General features: G+C 38.4%; 16 protein-coding genes. 8 read left to right on the top strand and 8 right to left on the bottom strand.

All coding sequences use genetic code 11. The annotated features are described in order from the left end of the window. Window positions 1–55: 55 nt before the first annotated feature. From RHP64_RS03930 to RHP64_RS03920, 3 genes are read right to left on the bottom strand one after another with little or no spacing between them, the layout of a single operon-like run. Window positions 56–1,015 carry a nucleoside hydrolase gene (locus tag RHP64_RS03930; protein WP_025267966.1) on the bottom strand — a complete coding sequence of 320 codons (960 nt, stop codon included), beginning with the start codon at window positions 1,013–1,015 and terminating at the stop codon, window positions 56–58. A gap of 1 nt (window position 1,016) precedes the next feature. Continuing rightward, a complete protein-coding gene (gene rihC / locus RHP64_RS03925) occupies window positions 1,017–1,949 on the bottom strand; it encodes a ribonucleoside hydrolase RihC (protein ID WP_025267965.1) in 933 nt (310 codons plus the stop codon). 30 nt (window positions 1,950–1,979) lie between these two features. Then, complete coding sequence (locus tag RHP64_RS03920) at window positions 1,980–3,203, bottom strand: NupC/NupG family nucleoside CNT transporter (RefSeq protein ID WP_014324551.1); 1,224 nt, start codon at window positions 3,201–3,203, stop codon at window positions 1,980–1,982. A gap of 153 nt (window positions 3,204–3,356) precedes the next feature. Between RHP64_RS03920 and rbsR the strand changes: the two genes are divergently transcribed. The 5 genes from rbsR to RHP64_RS03895 all read left to right on the top strand — a co-directional run bounded on the left by rbsR (window position 3,357) and on the right by RHP64_RS03895 (window position 7,999). Next, a complete protein-coding gene (rbsR, locus tag RHP64_RS03915) occupies window positions 3,357–4,367 on the top strand; it encodes a ribose utilization transcriptional repressor RbsR (RefSeq protein WP_025267964.1) in 1,011 nt (336 codons plus the stop codon). 113 nt (window positions 4,368–4,480) lie between these two features. Further along, complete coding sequence (rbsK, locus tag RHP64_RS03910) at window positions 4,481–5,434, top strand: ribokinase (RefSeq protein ID WP_462785065.1); 954 nt, start codon at window positions 4,481–4,483, stop codon at window positions 5,432–5,434. Further along, window positions 5,431–6,126 carry a ribose-5-phosphate isomerase RpiA gene (gene rpiA / locus RHP64_RS03905; RefSeq protein ID WP_025267962.1) on the top strand — a complete coding sequence of 232 codons (696 nt, stop codon included), beginning with the start codon at window positions 5,431–5,433 and terminating at the stop codon, window positions 6,124–6,126. The genes rbsK and rpiA overlap by 4 nt, the downstream gene beginning before the upstream one ends. Further along, window positions 6,126–7,043, top strand: coding sequence for a DMT family transporter (locus tag RHP64_RS03900; RefSeq protein WP_025267961.1), 918 nt, complete (start codon window positions 6,126–6,128; stop codon window positions 7,041–7,043). The genes rpiA and RHP64_RS03900 overlap by 1 nt, the downstream gene beginning before the upstream one ends. 122 nt (window positions 7,044–7,165) lie before the next feature. Continuing rightward, window positions 7,166–7,999: an aldo/keto reductase gene (locus RHP64_RS03895; protein ID WP_011679569.1), complete on the top strand. Its 834-nt coding sequence runs from the start codon at window positions 7,166–7,168 to the stop codon at window positions 7,997–7,999. Window positions 8,000–8,066: 67 nt separating this feature from the next. Here the strand turns inward: RHP64_RS03895 and RHP64_RS03890 are convergent, their stop codons facing one another. From RHP64_RS03890 to thrC, 4 genes are all read right to left on the bottom strand, one after another. Then, a complete protein-coding gene (locus tag RHP64_RS03890) occupies window positions 8,067–9,263 on the bottom strand; it encodes an SAM-dependent methyltransferase (protein WP_025267960.1) in 1,197 nt (398 codons plus the stop codon). Between the two features lie 98 nt (window positions 9,264–9,361). Further along, window positions 9,362–9,898, bottom strand: a complete 537-nt coding sequence (locus RHP64_RS03885; protein WP_462785064.1) for a 5-formyltetrahydrofolate cyclo-ligase — start codon at window positions 9,896–9,898, stop codon at window positions 9,362–9,364. A 37-nt stretch (window positions 9,899–9,935) separates the two neighbouring features. After that, window positions 9,936–11,168 carry a serine hydroxymethyltransferase gene (glyA, locus tag RHP64_RS03880; protein WP_011679566.1) on the bottom strand — a complete coding sequence of 411 codons (1,233 nt, stop codon included), beginning with the start codon at window positions 11,166–11,168 and terminating at the stop codon, window positions 9,936–9,938. A 95-nt stretch (window positions 11,169–11,263) separates the two neighbouring features. Continuing rightward, complete coding sequence (gene thrC / locus RHP64_RS03875) at window positions 11,264–12,721, bottom strand: threonine synthase (RefSeq protein WP_025267959.1); 1,458 nt, start codon at window positions 12,719–12,721, stop codon at window positions 11,264–11,266. 123 nt (window positions 12,722–12,844) lie between these two features. Here thrC and RHP64_RS03870 point away from each other — a divergent pair, with 123 nt between their 5' ends. From RHP64_RS03870 to RHP64_RS03860, 3 genes are read left to right on the top strand one after another with little or no spacing between them, the layout of a single operon-like run. Further along, entirely contained in the window at window positions 12,845–14,122 is a 1,278-nt protein-coding gene (locus RHP64_RS03870; RefSeq protein WP_004164184.1) for a homoserine dehydrogenase, read from the top strand. Beyond that, complete coding sequence (gene thrB, locus RHP64_RS03865) at window positions 14,119–14,997, top strand: homoserine kinase (protein WP_014324545.1); 879 nt, start codon at window positions 14,119–14,121, stop codon at window positions 14,995–14,997. The genes RHP64_RS03870 and thrB overlap by 4 nt, the downstream gene beginning before the upstream one ends. A gap of 31 nt (window positions 14,998–15,028) precedes the next feature. Further along, the gene (locus tag RHP64_RS03860) at window positions 15,029–16,384 is read left to right on the top strand and encodes an aspartate kinase (protein ID WP_025267958.1); all 1,356 of its coding nucleotides are present in this window, start codon (window positions 15,029–15,031) and stop codon (window positions 16,382–16,384) included. Window positions 16,385–16,414: 30 nt separating this feature from the next. On the opposite strand, the gene RHP64_RS03855 is transcribed toward RHP64_RS03860, so the two are convergent. Then, entirely contained in the window at window positions 16,415–16,966 is a 552-nt protein-coding gene (locus RHP64_RS03855) for a histidine phosphatase family protein (protein WP_025267957.1), read from the bottom strand. Between the last annotated feature and the right edge of the window lies 1 nt (window position 16,967).

Genomic DNA, 16,967 nt, shown 5'->3' with positions numbered 1-16,967 from the left:
AAAAAGATTGCCACTACAACAAATTACTTATCGTAATGGCCATCTTTCTACTTTATTAATTTTTTAAAACTGCAATCATAAAATCCATGAAGTCATGTATGAAGCGCTCAGACTTTACACCAACGGCCACTTTTGTCGTTGTCGGTTCAAGTAGCCGCTCCCGATCGCCAATCGTTCGGCCATAATCTTTCGTTTTTTGATCATGAGTCACGCGCATATTTAATGAAATTGTCATAACATAACTTGGATCTATCGCTACCGCAACGGCTAAAGGATCATGTAAGGCCGCTCCCCTGTGATCAATACCTAAATTATCATAAGCATCAATATAATAGTCCATCAAATCAGCATATGTTTGACCAGCTTTAGTTCCTAAGTCACGCCACTTTTTTGTGTGTGCCTTTGTCAGTAGCGTACGAAGGGTCACGTCTAAACCTACCATTGTCAAGTGTTCTTGAGCAGTAAATACTTGATCTGCGGCCTGCGGGTCCTGGTTAATATTTGCCTCTGTAAATGGTGTAACATTGCCAGGAACCGTTAAAGCACCACCCATTAATGTAGTATTCCCAATCAATTGTGCAATCTTTGGATCAATTTGTAATGCTTTGGCTAAATTCGTCAATGGTCCAGTGGGTACATATACTAATTCATCTTGGTATTGATGAGCCATATTTATTAAGAACTGAATGCCACTTTCTTTTTCAATTGATCGCGGCGATTTTTCTAATAAAATATTTCCTACACCATTGTCACCATGAATAGCTTTCGATATAGGCATTACCTCAAAATCATTAACTGTGGAAGCCTGTGATTCGCCTAAGTATACAGGTACTTCGTCAGCATGTAACAAATGTAATAAATCTAATGTATTTTGTGCTGCAGTTTTCATTAGTGTGTTACCGTAAGAAGCAATCACACCAATTAAATCCACTCGTGGATCACACACAGCTAAAGCCAAAGCTAGCGCATCATCAACACCAGTATCCAAGTCCAAAATCATTTTTGTTGATGCCATTTTAATTTTCCTCTTTACGATATTGATTCATTTTCGGTACTTGTTCAACAAACCACTTTTCAAACGCTGTTGTGTCAATATCAACCGCCACCTGTGCATTCAATCGACCTTCTGACCATCGATTTTGCGTGTCGGCAATCGTGGCGCCCGCAGCCGGTCCAGAAACAATAATATCAACCCAGTAATCTTTTACTGTATAAAATTCAGGATTTAATAGATAACAAATTGTATTGACATCATGCATAGGCTTACCACCTTCTGCAGTATCACCATAAGCTGTCATAACTTTCTGTAACATTTCACCTGCTTCCCCTTGACTACCAATAGCATCTATTGTTTCAAAAGGTAATAGCGCCTTGAGCGTTACATCAAGGCCAATCATAACAATTGGCACACCACTTTTGAAAACAATGTCGGCTGCATCTGGATCAGTAAACACGTTAAATTCTGCAACTGAAGACACATTCCCTCCTGACAAAGAGCCACCCATCAAAACAAATTTTTCAATCTTGTGAAGTAAACTTGGATATTTTTGGATCAGCAATGCAATATTCGTATATGATCCAGTAGCAACAATAGTCATTGGCACGATCGATGCCTCCAGTTCTTCGGCCATTGCAGTAACTGCATCTAATTTAATTGCTTCTTTTGTCACTTGAGGAAAATCATATCCAGGCATACCCGATTCGCCATGAATATAAGCAGCATCAGAGAAATCTTTTTTCAATGGTGCAGCGGCACCTTTTGCAACCGGAATCTGCGTTTGATGAAAAAATGTTGTCAACTTTAATAAATTATTGGTTGTTTTGTCAACACTAACATTTCCAGCAACACTTGTTAGTAGCTTGATATCAATGCTAGAATTGCTGAGGGCAATCGATAGAGCAACTGCATCATCAATTCCTGGATCCATGTCTAAAATTATAGGTATCATCATTTCTCCTTTTAAGAACTTCTCTTTTGATTACCAAACGAACATTCCTGCTGTTGCAGCTGACAATAATGAAACTAATATCCCTGACAACAACATGTATGGTACTCGTGCACTAATGTAATCATTTTTTTCTTTGCTGACAAGGCCTTTGAAACAACCAATAATCATGCCCAGGGTTCCAAAGTTAGCAAAACTAGTAAGGAAAACCGTCAAAACAATACGTGCATGTTCATTTGCAAAGAGTCCCTTACCGGCCATAATTGATTTTGAAACTTCACCCATGACAACAAACTCATTAGTTACCAATTTTGTGCCCATGTATTGCGCAATTTGGAAAGCCTCTTGAACATTGAATCCCAGTAACCATGCAAATGGGAACATGATTACGCCAAAGATATTTTCTAATGTTAACCAGTGTAGCCCAGTTAAACTGAACAACTGATTGATCAGTGCCGCCAAAGAAACAAACGCAATAACAGTAGCCGTAATAATTAAAATCAACTTTCCAGCACCAAGAATTGAATCGCCTAAGAATGAAAAGAAAGGCTCCTTTTTACCATTATCTGATGCAACACTGACGATGACATCTTCTTCAGGCGTCACTTTAGTGGGATTTAAAATCGTAGCGATGATAATAGCACCTAATATATTAAGCGGGATGGCGGTTAAAACATACTTACCAGGAACCATTTGAGTATACGAACCAATAATGGCCGATGTGACACAGCTCATCGACATCATAGCGAGCGTAAAGTTTCTTCGCGCAGACATCATATCTAGTTGTGCTTTTGAAACAGCTAAGACCTCTGTATTTCCTAGAAACATCATTTCAATCGAAAAGAATGCTTCAAATTTTGGTTGTCCAGTTATAAAAGCGAGCCCCTTACCAATCCACTTAATGAGCCATGGTAGTAAACCAATATAGGTTAAAATATCAAACAAGGGCACAACCAATAAAATTGGCAACAAAGCAGAAGTCACAAAGTTTGGCCCGCCATTATTGGAAGTCAACCATTCAGGTAACGCAAATGCAATTCCTTGTGTTGCCACAGAAACAAGCCAATTGAAACCATCAGCTGCAGCTTGCACAGCGATTTGTCCGGCCTTGAATTGAGTAAAAAACCAGGCTAGCAAAATCTCCAGTGCCAGCACAATGCCGACCGATTTCCACTGAATATTTTTTCGATCTCTTGAAAACAGAGCTGCAATGGCAATGAAAACAAAAATACCAAGAATATTAGCAAATAAAAACATAAGTTATTCCTCTCTTGAACAAAATGCAAGTTAGTAAAACGTTTAACCAAAAACATTATAACACCAACTTTTTGAAAATGGAAGCGTTTTCAATTATTTTTTACTGGTACAATAGTTTAAGAACAATGTTTTTAAACTAAGGAGTAAAATGTGATGCGCAAAATCTCAATAAAAGATGTTGCCAAAAAAGCGGGCGTTTCCATTGCTGCTGTATCTCAAATTTTAAATAACAAAGGCCAACGTTTTTCTGAGGCAACGATTGAAAAAGTACTTCAAGCACGAGATGAGTTAGGCTATGTTCCTAACAGCGCTGCAAGAAATCTTAAGGGCAGGCACAAACGCTTGATTGGCATCATAGTCCCTTCTTTCCGCATGCCTTTTTTTGCCGATATTATTCAAAGCATGCAAGCTAGTGCGCCATCTGATGTTAATTTAGTATTTCTAGGGTCAACCGATGAAAGTTTACAAGATGCAATTTTTTCCTTGGTTGAGCGTGGCGTAGAAGCATTAGTTTTTGGCCGGCACATCCCTAATCGAGCGGAAGTTAATACGTTTTTAAAAAAACGTAATATACCGTATCTGGTGCTTGATCAAAATGCCGATATAAATGCACATGATATGGTTCAAACAAATGAATTTACAGGCGGAAGTATGGCAGCCAGTCATTTAATGTCACTTGGTCATCGAGATATCGCTTTAATTTTACCAAATAATCTGACCGATAACATGCGGCAACGTCGAGCTGGTTTCTTAGACACATTATCTACAGCAAATTTAACGCCAAAAGCAATCATTACTACTACTTTGTCAAAACATGGCGGTTTGGCAGCTGTTCATCAACTTATTCAAAGTAAATCTACAGCAGCATTCATTTTGAATGATGAAATGGCTATCGGTGTTTTGCGTGGTTTGGCCTATCAAGATATTAAAGTCCCTGATGATATTTCCATCATTGGTTATGATGATACAGATTATGCAGAATTTATGATTCCTACATTAACTACCATAGCACAACCTGTTTGGGAAATTGGTGAAACGGCTTTAAAAATGATTATCCGACGTCTCGATCATCCTAACCTCCCCTTGCAAACTGAATTTTTCGATGTTAAATTGGTTATCCGTGAATCGACCGGGCCAGTTAAAAATACAAAAGACAACCATTAAGACATTATGGTTGCTTTTTTTCTTGACATTATTTTTAAAATAACGTACACTGTGATCAACCCTTAATTTAGTAAAACGTTTAACCAACTTTGATATTTTAAGGAGTAATCATTATGAAAAATAAGGTTGTTGTTCTCGGTAGTCTCAATATTGATACTATTCAAATGATTGATAGATTACCTAACCAAGGAGAAACCATCACCGTTAACAATCAAGCAAGTACATTTGGTGGTAAAGGTGCCAATCAGGCAGTTGCAGCTGCTCGTCAAGGAGCTGATGTAACAATGATCGGTGCTGTAGGTGATGATGACCGTGGACGTGCCTTCAAACAATTATTAAGTGATGAAGGAATATCAACGGATTATATTTTTACAAAGAGCCAGTTTACTGGTTCCGCCACTATAATGTTGGAGCCAGATGGACATAACACGATTATGGTATATGGTGGTGCAAATATGAATTTAACCAGCGCCGATGTGGAAAAAGCGCGCAATATAATTGCTAATGCTGATGTAATCGTTGCACAGCTTGAAGTACCTACTGAAGCCATTGTTGCTGGGTTTAATATCGCCAAGAAAAATGGCGTACTAACTATATTAAATCCGGCACCTATTACGTCACATCTTGATTCAAATATTATTTCATCTACTGATTTAATCATACCAAACGAAACTGAAGCCGCGGCACTAGCTCACACTGAGCCAACCACAAAACAATCATCGTTAACGGCACTCACTTCCAAATTAAATAAAGTAGGTTTTTCCAACGTAGTGGTTACACTTGGCAGTGATGGTGTTTACTATCATGTCAATGGGTCGGCAGATATTTTACCTGTTTTCAAGGTAAATGCCGTTGATACCACTGCTGCTGGCGACACATTCATTGGTACTTTTTCAGCTAATATTGACGACAACTTGTCGAATCTACCAAGTGTCATTCGACGTAGTTGCTTTGCTAGTTCAATAGCCGTCAGCCGATCTGGTGCAATAGCCTCGATTCCAAATAAAAAAGACGTTGACGCTGGTTTGCTTGCTAATGCTGCTATGGCGGAATTAGGCTTATCATGAATGAAAAAAATTTCCAAAAAAAACAAGCAGCCCTCGCCGCTTTAAATTATATCCAGACCGATATGATTATCGGACTAGGAACTGGTTCAACTGTTTCTTATTTTTTAGATGCTTTAGCTGCTTCTCAATATAACGTCATCGGCGTGACCACTTCAACAATTACTAGTCAGCGATGCGCAGAATTAAATATTCCAATTGTCGACATTGATGCCATTGACCATATTGATGTTACAGTTGATGGTTCAGATGAAGTCGATTCCTACCTTAACGGTATAAAAGGTGGCGGAGCTGCCCTACTGATGGAGAAAATAGTAGCTAAAAACTCAAAGAAAAATATCTGGATCGTTGATCGCAGTAAAGTGCACAACACGCTAGGTTCTTTCCCGCTGCCCGTAGAGGTTATCCCCTACGGTAGCGGTCAGTTGTTACGACAATTTGCCAATAAAGGTCTATTTCCCAAGCTACGTCGTCATCCCGGAAATAACAAGCCCGTTATCACTGATGCTGGTCACTACATTATTGATTGCCATATGACCACAATTAACAATCCATATGCCCTCGCCGAATATCTTGAAAGCCAAGTTGGCGTTGTTGAGCACGGTTTGTTTTTAAATATTTGTGATCGAATAATTATTGGCGATAACACAGTAGAAATTAAAGAACGACAGCAAGCTCATGTGGAGATAAACTGATGTACATGATATATATTGCACTTGCCATTGGAGCTGGTTTAATTTTGGCTGCTCAAAATGCCGTTAACGCGCAGTTAAGTTTTTTGCTCAAATCTCCCTTCGTTGCTTGTTTTATGGCATATATAGTTGGTTCATTTTTATTGCTCATTCTGACTGTTGTTCTGGGTGACTTTTCAAAAATAGAGCTTATCTTCTCAGCACCAATATGGATGACAACAGGTGGTCTTTTCGGATTGGTATTCATTACAAGTTGTATTATTCTTTTCCCAAAAATTGGGTCTGTGGAAACAGTCATGTTTCCAACATTAGGGCAAATTTTATCCGGTATGTTTTTTGAAACCTTTGGATGGTTTAATACAACAGTTGTTATGGTTTCAGTGACTCGCATCATTGGTATCATCATTCTTTTAGCTGGCACTTATATTGCCGTGGTGTTATCGGCTCGACATTCAGCTATAGAATTGGCAAGTAGTGAGCATTCAAAATCACAAATGCTAAATCGTCTCTGGGCTTTTAGCGCTGGTATTTTATGCACTGTGCAGTCTACCTTTAATGGTCAACTAGGTCATTACATCCAAAGCCCGACTGTTAGCGCATTATGGGCCTTCATAATCGGATTGATCGTGCTCGCTTTTTTGAAAAACAACAATTGGCGTCATTTGCGCATTGGTATCCGTCTGTCACAATCTTGGTTTGCTGGTTTAGCTGGTGCTGCTTTTGTAACCCTTATGTCACTTCTCATCCTACCGTTAGGTCCAGGTCTCACGGTTAGTATTTCAACACTAGGCGTTATGATTGGCGCCATGCTCATTCAACAATTTGGGTTATTTCAATCAAAACAGCAATCAATTTCTATCTATCAAATAATTGGCGTTATTGGCATGTTGGTTGGTATTTTAATTATTAAAATATACTAATACTTAAAAACATTACTTAGATGATGTTTTTTTGTTTGCTAGTGAGCAAACCATTCTCTTGCAACTCCTAAATTCTTGACCTACTATAGGGATTATAGTACGAAGAAAGTAGGTCTATATTTATGACATTTCATGAACTAAGCGATGGTCAACACTTACCAGAAATTGGTTTCGGCACATATAAATTAAATGGCTTTGCAGGAACACAATCAATTTTATCCGCAGTTGATGCTGGTTATCGTCTATTCGACACTGCCTTTAATTACCAGAACGAAGGTACAGTTGGACAAGCTATACAACAATCGCATGTCAATCGCGATGAATTAATCATCACCTCAAAGCTTCCAGGGAAGTATTACAGTAGTTATCAAGACTCAATTGATCTAATTCAAGAATCCTTGTATCGAAGTAAGTTAGATTACTTTGATTTGTACCTATTACATTGGCCCAACCCGATTGATGATCATTATCTAGAGGCTTGGCACACACTCATTCAGGCGCAAAAGTTTGGTCTTGTTAAATCAATCGGTGTTTGCAATTTTCTTCCTGAACATATTGAACGTTTGAAAAAAGAAACCAATATATTACCAGTTGTTAACCAAGTTGAATTGCATCCTTATTTCAATCAACAGGAATTGCGTGAATACAATAACACTCAAAATATTTTAACACAGGCTTGGAGCCCATTGGGTCGTGCAAGTGCGATTTTGAAAGACCCTGTTTTAGTTGAATTAGCTAAAAAATACCACAAGAATATTGGTCAGCTCGTGTTGAAATGGGAAATATCTCTTGGCGTATTGCCTATACCTAAAGCAAGTAGTTATGCAAGACAAAAAGGTAATCTAGATCTTTTTGATTTTGAAATTAGTTCATCTGATATGCAACGTATCAACGATCTAACAAAACCTGATGGCAGGACAAATAATCAAGATCCGGCAGTTTATCAAGAATTTTAATCAATAAAAAAGCAGTCAACTTCTAATCATAGTTGACTGCTTTTTACTAATCTAACGAGATTACACGCTATTTCACACCGCTAGCAACATCAGCATGATAAATATATGAACGCGTCATTGGTAAGTTTGTACCAGAAGGCCCTTTGGTGAGCAAATACTGAACGACATCAATATTTCCAGATTCAAATGAACCTGCACAAGCTTGCAAATATAAATCCCACATCCTGTAAAAACGTTCGCCATATTTTGAAATAACTTCCTCTTCAACTTTGTGGAAATTAGCTGTCCAAATTTCCAATGTTTTCTGATAATGACGACGCAACGGTTCAATATCATCAACCTGCAAAGAAGCATCAATAATGTGTCCCACGTTTTCCGCTATATTTGGGATATAACCACCTGGGAAAATGTATTTATTGATCCAAGCATCAACACCTGCACCGTCATGTTGCCCAGTAATGCCGTGAATTAAGGCTGTACCATTTTCTGTGAGAAGGTTGTTCACTTGGTTGAAGTATTCACCTAAGTTTTCTTTCCCGACGTGTTCGAACATACCAACAGAAGTTACATGGTCATAAGTATCTTTTAACTCACGATAGTCTTCCAAATAAACATGAACTCGACCTTCAAGTCCTTCTTCTTTAATCTTATTAGAAACAAAATCATACTGTTGTTGACTAAGTGTTACACCAGTGGCTTCCAAGTTGTATTCTTTAGCTGCGGTGAACAGTAATGTGCCCCAGCCACATCCGATGTCTAATAAAGTTTCACCAGATTGTGCATGAAGTTTATTTAAAATGTGGCGTACTTTGTTCCATTGTGCATCTTCAAGCGTATCTTTTTCGCTAACGAAGTAAGCACAAGAATAAGTCATTGTGGGATCCAACCACATGTTATAAAAATCATTACCAATATCATAATGGCTCTGTACGTCTGCTTTACTCTTATTCTCCGAGTGTGAGTGTTTAGGAATAAGTTTAGAAAACTTAGATCCATTCAAAAAACTTTCTTTGGAATCATACGCAATCTTAACCAACTGTTGTAGATTACCTTTAATTTCAATTTTTCCATCCATGTACGCTTCACCAAAAGTGAGCGAGGCATGTGCCATAATGTCTTTGATCGGTATGACCTCGTGAAGGATGATTGTGGCAATTGGGTCTCCTTGACCGTAACTTACCTTTTCCCCATCCCAAAATTCAACGTCGATTGGGGCGTCGAAACTAGACTTAAAAATCTGTTTATAAATTGTTTTGTCAAGCATAATTTCCCCTTTACCTACTATATTGGTATTGTAAGAAAACATTTACCAAAAGTCAAACATTGATAAAAATGGATGATAGTGCTACACCAAGGAATTAGCTATTTTGCATACAAAATACGTTGAACAGTTTGATCATGATTTTCTGTTGGTAAATCATCTAGTAATTGCGTCGATAAGGCTACACTGATTGTATGCCCCGCGTAGTGTTCTAAGAAGCGATCATAATATACAGCCCCAAAACCTAAACGTTTACCGCTAACAGTAAAAGCTAACCCAGGAACAATTACCAGATCCAGTTGTTCAACGGCCTGATAGTTATCTATTAGTGGCTCTCTAATGTTCAACATCCCCGTTTGATAACGTGTATTTGAATCTATTTCCACAAAAATCATTTTGTGATTAATAATTTTTGGTACGAGAACTCGCTTGTTTTTTTCCCAGGCTTTAATAATAATCGGACTCGTATTTAATTCGAACTCCATGCTCAAAGTAACTGCTATACTATCAGCAGATTGCCATTCAGGCGTCTGGAAAAGTAGTGCATAAAGTTGCTCCTCTTCCCTTTTACGCTTCATCAGATTTTCTCTAGCAAGAGCTGCTTTTTGTTGAATTCTTAATTCTGATTTTGTTTGCATTTTTCACCAAAAAAAGCCGGTTTTACCAGCTTTTAAATTATTCAAATAGATGCGTCATTGCTAATGCTTCAGCTTCACGTTTCACTTGCTTGAGCACTTTTTCATCATCATAATGATGGATGGCTGTCACAATCAATTCGGCTACGTTAGTGGCATCATCTTCATCAAATCCACGCGTTGTGATTGCTGCAGTTCCAATACGAATACCAGATGTAACAAATGGACTTAATTGTTCATTTGGCAGAGCTTCTTTGTTTGTAGTAATTGAAACTGTGTCTAATAATTCCTGTGTTTGTTTACCATTTAACGCTGTTTTAGTTAGGTCCAAATTGAATAAATGGTTGTCAGTGCCACCAGCTACAACACGAATATCTTCAGTATCATTAAAAACTTTTGCCATAGCTTGCGCATTTTTAATAACTTGTTGTGCGTAGTCTTTAAATTTAGGTTGTAAAGCTTCTCCAAAGGCAATTGCTTTACCTGCAATAATGTGTTCCAATGGTCCACCTTGTGATCCAGGGAAAATAGCTGAATTAAGCTGCTTAGCATACTTTTCCTGTGATAGAATAACCCCACCACGCGGACCTCGCAATGTTTTATGTGTTGTTGATGTAACAACATCTGCAATGCCTACTGGATTGGGATGTAGCCCAGCAGCTACAAGTCCGGCAATATGCGCCATATCAACCATTAAATAGGCACCCACTTCGTCAGCAATCGCACGAAACTTATCAAATTCAATGATTCGTGAATATGCAGAAGCACCGGCCACAATCATCTGTGGTTTTACTTCACGTGCTTGCTTGGCAATTGCTTCATAATCTAAGGTTTCTGTTTCCGAATTTAATCCATAAGTATGTGATTCATAAACTTTTCCAGAGAAACTGACCTTGGCCCCATGTGTCAAGTGTCCACCAGCGTCAAGACTCATACCCAATATCTTGTCACCTGGCTTTAAAAATGCCATGTAAGCAGCAGCATTCGCTTGGGAACCAGAATGCGGCTGAACGTTAGCATATTCAGCACCAAAAAGTTCTTTTAAACGATCGATGGCTACCTGTTCAACAACGTCCACGTACTCCGTGCCACCATAATAACGCTTATAAGGGTATCCTTCAGCATACTTATTTGTCAACACCGAACCTTGTGCGGCACGTACGGCTTGCGATGTAAAGTTCTCAGAAGCGATTAATTCAATTGTACGGTTTTGACGCGCACTTTCTTGTTGAATCGCACTCCAGACAATAGGATCTAATTCTTGATATGACATTTGATTCTCCTTGGTTGATATAGCCTAATTATACATTAAAAAATCAACGATTTAAATCATAAAATGTCATAATATAGCAAACAATACCACAATTATCAGATAGATAGTTCGTCTTTAATAGATTGCATAATCATCGCAGGCTCGATGATTTTAGTGTGTACAATAGTTTTATCAAATAACGTTGCTACTTGTGCTGGAATAACTGTATTTGTTCGTTCAGCTAGCTTTTGCAAATCCACTACGCCCCCTTCGTTTTTTTCCTGCAATGCTGCCAAAACTGTTTGTGGAAACTTATAAGGACTTGCTGTTGCTGCAAGTAACGTTTGATGTGTTTCTTCTTCGTAAGCAAAGCGACCAACAGCCGTATGCGGATCAATTAAGTAACCGCTATTTTCAAAGACATCTTTAATCGTATCAACCACTTGAGATTGTGTCGCAAATTTAGCTGTGAATTTTTGCAAATAATTACGCGTTTTATCAGTCAAGGTATATTGACCATTTTCAGCTAATGACTTCATATACTGGCGAACTTCTTCATCATTACGACCACTAGCAAAATACAACAACCGTTCCAAGTTGCTTGATACTAAGATATCCATTGCCGGTGAATTTGTGACTTTAAAATCACGTTGACGATCATAGATACCAGTGTTGAAAAAATCAGTTAATACATTATTTTCATCCGAAGCAACTGTAAACTGATGAACTGGTAATCCTAACTGACTGGCATAATATGAAGCAAGCACATTACCAAAGTTTCCGGTTGGCACATCAATATTGATTTCTTCTCCTGGTACCACCACATCATTTTTTACTAATTGGGCGTAAGCATAAATGTAATACACAATTTGTGGTACTAATCGACCAATATTAATTGAATTAGCTGATGAAAAACGCATACCCTTTTCTGATAATTCCTGAATTAATTTCTCATCGCTCAAAATAGATTTTACAGCTTTTTGGGCATCATCAAAATTACCAGTTATTGCTGTAACATGAGCATTGTGTCCCTCTTCAGTTTGCATCTGTTGACGCTGAATATCACTAACACCAACTTCTGGGTAAAAAACAACTATTTCAGTATTTTCAACATTTGCAAAGCCGCTCATAGCAGCAGTTCCTGTATCGCCAGATGTAGCTGTTAAAATAACAATTTTATCATTTAGTGACTGCTTTTTAGCAGCTGTCGTTAATAGATGTGGTAGTGCCTGTAGTGCAACATCTTTGAATGCTAAGGTTGGTCCATGAAACAATTCAATATAGTGCAACTTGTTTTCATTGTGCAAGGTCACAATGCTCTCAGCATCCCATTGATTGCCATATGATTTTGAAATAATATGGTCAATTTCCTGAACTGTAAAATCATCAAAAAAGGCATCAAATACTTGCGTGGCAATTTCTTGATAGCTTTGCTGGCTTAGATTTTTCCAATCTAATTTTAATTTTGGCCATTTTTCTGGAACGTAAAGACCGCCATCTGGCGCAATACCGTTTATTATTGCTTGGCTAGATGTAACTGCAGGCGCCTGTCCACGTGTTGATACATAATTCATAGTAACTAAATTCCTTTTTTTATAATTTATCCAATTATAACAAATTTGTTTATTTTTAGATATTATAATGATAAAATCATAAGAAGAACATATATAAAATACTCAAAATAAAGGGAATATCACATGGAAATAGGCATCGGTCTTTTTGGTCTCGGCACAGTTGGAAGTGGTGTCGTAAAAATTTTACAACAAAACGCTAATCAAATTACCCAACGCACGGGATCTCATTTGGTCGTACGTCATGCCGTCGTACATAATCTTAATAAACCGCGCACAGGTTTTACACAAGATTTTCCAATCACTGATAATCCTGAGGATATTTTAGGCAATGACGAAATACAAATTGTAGTAGAAGTCATGGGTGGAATTGATTATGCATACGATATTATCAAACGCGCACTTATGGCAAAAAAGCATGTTGTCACGGCAAACAAAGATTTAATCGCAAGTCGTGGACAAGAGTTAGCTGAATTAGCCAACCAGAATGGTGTTGATTTATATTATGAAGCTGCCGTTGCCGGTGGCGTGCCTATCTTGCGTACGCTTTCAAGCAGTTTTACGGCAGATGAGATTTCACGTGTCGCCGGTATCATTAACGGCACAAGTAACTTTATTCTAACGCAAATGGCTACAAATGGTTTAACGTATGCAGAAGCCCTTAAATTAGCTCAAGACAAAGGTTTTGCTGAATCTGATCCCACAAATGACGTGGAAGGTTTTGACGCAGCATACAAGTTAATCATTTTGTCTAACTTTTCGTTTGGTGTGCAACCTGTTATGGATGACGTAACTATTACTGGTATTGCCGACTTAACGGATTCAGATATCAACGATGCGCATGGTTTTGGCTACGCAATCAAATTGCTTGGTGTTGCCCAAAGAGTTGGTAATGCACTCAGTATTGAGGTTTCCCCTCACCTTGTTTCGTTTAACCATCCCTTAGCGACCGTTAACAATGAAAACAATGCCGTTTTAGTTAATGGTGAGTCAGTTGGTGAAGTGATGCTATATGGACCAGGCGCTGGTGAAATGCCTACTGCTAATTCGGTATTAAGTGATTTAACCAATGTCGCTACCAATCTAGCGCTGAATACGCCAGGAAGACCATTTAATACTTTTAACCAAGATCTAGATTTGGCTAAACCTTCACAGCGCGTGGCAAGACGTTTTATTGTTGTAGAAGTAGCTGACACGCCAGGAGCAATGTATTCCGTAACCGGTATGTTTGCTTCCGCAAAAATAAGTTTTACTGATTTGAAGCAAACCCCAGCAAAAAATGGTTTTGCTCGATTAGTTGCTCTGACACACGCTGCCTCTGATGCGCAGCTCAATGTTATTCGTACAACAATCCGAAATGCTGATGGCATTAATTTAGCGGCGGAGTATAAAATTTTCTCATGATTAAAATAACTGTACCAGCTACTAGCGCCAATATTGGCCCTGGCTTTGATTCTCTTGGCGTGGCCTTAAAACTATACTTAACCTTAGAAGTGTATGAAGAAACCTCCGAATGGCAAGTGATTCATGATTACGGTGCAAATATGCCCAGTGATGTTAACAACTTCATCGTCAAAACAGCACTCTTATTAGCCCCAAACTTGACACCTCATCGTATTGTTGTAAAATCTGATATTCCACTTGCACGCGGACTGGGTTCATCATCTTCTGCGCTGTTGGCTGGTCTAGCAATGGCCAATGTTCTGGCTGATATGCGATTGAGTAATGACGCTTTATTGAAGCAAGCGACGGCTTTAGAAGGTCATCCAGATAATGTTGCTCCTGCGTTACTTGGAGGTAGTGTAGCAGCCTTTTACGATGGCGAGCAGGTCTATCATGCACCATTGAGTTTACCAAAAGACATTAATTTCATCACCTTCATTCCGAATTACGAACTGCTCACAACTGAAGCACGTAATGCATTGCCTGCTAAGATGACATTTAAAGATAGTGTTGCTGCCAGCGCTATCAGTAATACTTTAACCGCAGCATTGAACGCCGGTGATTTCAATACAGCTCGTGTTTTAATTGAAAAGGACCAATTTCATGAACAGGCTCGTGCTCATTTAGCACCACACCTAAAAATTATTCGTGATACTGCCCATCAACTAGAAATCATCGGCACCTATCTTTCTGGTGCGGGTCCGACTGTTATCACTCTCGTATCAAAGGATAATGCAACTAAGTTATTAAAAGTGCTGACAAACATGGCTTTGCCAGGAAAACTATTATTACTAGAACCAGATTATACTGGTTTACAAATTACAAAAAATAATTAGGAGAATATGTGCTTACCAGCACTTACATATTATGAAAGTTACAAAATTTGGTGGTTCTTCACTAGCTAACGGTCAACAACTGCAACGTGTCTACGATATCATTCGTGCTGATGATGATCGAAAAGTTGTTGTTGTCTCAGCACCTGGTAAACGATTCAAAGATGATCGGAAGGTGACCGATTTATTGATATCATACGCGCAAGCTACGCTTGCAGACGAAGATACCACTGAAATTATTGAAACGATTAAACATCGCTATCACTCTATTGGTGAATACTTTGAGTTACCAGATTATGAACTAGCTGACCTCGATGAACAAATTGAACATCTAGCAAGAAAACATTACCGATCATTTGATTATTTATATGCAGCATTCGCTGCTCACGGCGAATATTTAAATGCGCAATTGATTGCTAAAGTCTTTAACCATTTAGGTATGCCAGCTCGTTTTGTGGATCCTAAAGAGATTGGATTGGTCGTGGATGATAATGCGCGATCAGCAACATTTGATACCGCTTCTTATACCACAATCGGCGAGTTAGACCTGTCAACTTCTGAACGACTCATTGTCCCTGGCTTCTTTGGCTACACTAAGAATGGCGACATGGCTACATTTTCACGTGGTGGTTCAGACATAACTGGTGCTATTATGGCACGCGGACTACGAGCTGATTTATATGAAAACTTTACCGATGTCAGTGCTATCTATGCTGTTAATCCTTCAATTGTCGAACATCCAGCAGCTATCCAACAAATGACATACGATGAGATGCGCGAGTTATCTTATGCTGGTTTTGCTGTATTCCATGATGAAGCCATTATTCCAGCCATTCAAGGTGGTATTCGTATAAACATCAAAAATACCAATGATCCCGATGCCCCTGGAACATTTATCGTACCACCTACAGAGGTTCAGCAAACACGTCCTGTAACTGGTATTGCCAACTCCAACCGTTTTGCTGCCCTATACTTACATCGGTACTTATTGAATAAACAAGTTGGTTTTACCCTTCGTATTCTTGAGATTTTGAAGCGTCACAATATTTCTTACGAACATATGCCTTCTGGTATTGATGATTTGACAATTATTTTTGATAAAACAATGTTAACACAAGAGCAAGTTGATAACATGTTAAGCGATATTGCTGCTGAAATTAAACCTGATACATTAAAGTGGATTCCAAGCTACGGTATTATAATGGTTGTTGGTGAAGGAATGCGTAATCGTGTTGGTGCCTTGACGGAGATTGTCGCGCCCCTGAAGGAGCGTAATATCAGTCTACAAATGGTTAACCAAGGAGCGAGCGAAATTTCGATTATGTTAGGAATTCAGCCTGACTTATCTGATAGTGCTGTAGAAGCAATCTATACAAATATCTTTAAATGACATTAAAAAGAGGCGTATTAACTATTAAAGTTAATACGCCTCTTTTGTTAAACTGATGCATTGATTATTTTCATCAAAAAGGCCAATATATACATCCGGCATTTCCATTTTTTGCCAGTCTATAAAATTGAAATAACCACTTGTTAAGTAATGGAACAATAAGCTTAATGCCGTCCCATGACTTGTAATAATTATTTCACCAGAAGATTCATCAATAATTTGATAAAAAGCTGTTTTCATTCTTTGTTGCACAGTTGCTAAAGATTCTTCCCCAGCGGTTTTAAAATAAAAATTTTGCCACAGCTTTTCTAAATGATTTTGCCAATCTATTTGGTCATTAGTTTGCCGTTCACGCAATGCAGCATTCAAATTAATTTCTATACCCAGTGTAGTTGCTGTTGGTTCAATAGTCTGCAACGCACGCTGATAAGGTGATGAATAGATAGCCTTAATATTTTTGTCTACAAAATAACCCACCAAATCATGGGCCAACTGCTTCCCTTCTATCGTTAATGGTGCCGAATAATCGTCTTTAATTTTAGCATCACGTACGCTATGGCGCACGAAATAGATTTTTCTCATA

Source organism: Leuconostoc sp. XM4, assembly GCF_055698815.1.
The sequence above is the reverse complement of the archived record's forward strand: the minus strand, read 5'-3'. Positions and strand labels throughout refer to the sequence as shown.

Excerpts from the sequence above, each read along its gene's own strand:
- RHP64_RS03900 (WP_025267961.1), top strand. The coding sequence starts at position 6,126 with ATGTACATGATATATATTGCACTTGCCATTGGAGCTGGTTTAATTTTG.
- RHP64_RS03890 (WP_025267960.1), bottom strand. The coding sequence starts at position 9,263 with ATGCTTGACAAAACAATTTATAAACAGATTTTTAAGTCTAGTTTCGAC.
- rihC (WP_025267965.1), bottom strand. The coding sequence starts at position 1,949 with ATGATACCTATAATTTTAGACATGGATCCAGGAATTGATGATGCAGTT.
- rbsK (WP_462785065.1), top strand. The coding sequence starts at position 4,481 with ATGAAAAATAAGGTTGTTGTTCTCGGTAGTCTCAATATTGATACTATT.
- RHP64_RS03895 (WP_011679569.1), top strand. The coding sequence starts at position 7,166 with ATGACATTTCATGAACTAAGCGATGGTCAACACTTACCAGAAATTGGT.
- thrB (WP_014324545.1), top strand. The coding sequence starts at position 14,119 with ATGATTAAAATAACTGTACCAGCTACTAGCGCCAATATTGGCCCTGGC.
- glyA (WP_011679566.1), bottom strand. The coding sequence starts at position 11,168 with ATGTCATATCAAGAATTAGATCCTATTGTCTGGAGTGCGATTCAACAA.
- rbsR (WP_025267964.1), top strand. The coding sequence starts at position 3,357 with ATGCGCAAAATCTCAATAAAAGATGTTGCCAAAAAAGCGGGCGTTTCC.
- RHP64_RS03885 (WP_462785064.1), bottom strand. The coding sequence starts at position 9,898 with ATGCAAACAAAATCAGAATTAAGAATTCAACAAAAAGCAGCTCTTGCT.
- RHP64_RS03855 (WP_025267957.1), bottom strand. The coding sequence starts at position 16,966 with ATGAGAAAAATCTATTTCGTGCGCCATAGCGTACGTGATGCTAAAATT.
- RHP64_RS03870 (WP_004164184.1), top strand. The coding sequence starts at position 12,845 with ATGGAAATAGGCATCGGTCTTTTTGGTCTCGGCACAGTTGGAAGTGGT.
- RHP64_RS03930 (WP_025267966.1), bottom strand. The coding sequence starts at position 1,015 with ATGGCATCAACAAAAATGATTTTGGACTTGGATACTGGTGTTGATGAT.
- RHP64_RS03920 (WP_014324551.1), bottom strand. The coding sequence starts at position 3,203 with ATGTTTTTATTTGCTAATATTCTTGGTATTTTTGTTTTCATTGCCATT.
- thrC (WP_025267959.1), bottom strand. The coding sequence starts at position 12,721 with ATGAATTATGTATCAACACGTGGACAGGCGCCTGCAGTTACATCTAGC.
- RHP64_RS03860 (WP_025267958.1), top strand. The coding sequence starts at position 15,029 with ATGAAAGTTACAAAATTTGGTGGTTCTTCACTAGCTAACGGTCAACAA.
- rpiA (WP_025267962.1), top strand. The coding sequence starts at position 5,431 with ATGAATGAAAAAAATTTCCAAAAAAAACAAGCAGCCCTCGCCGCTTTA.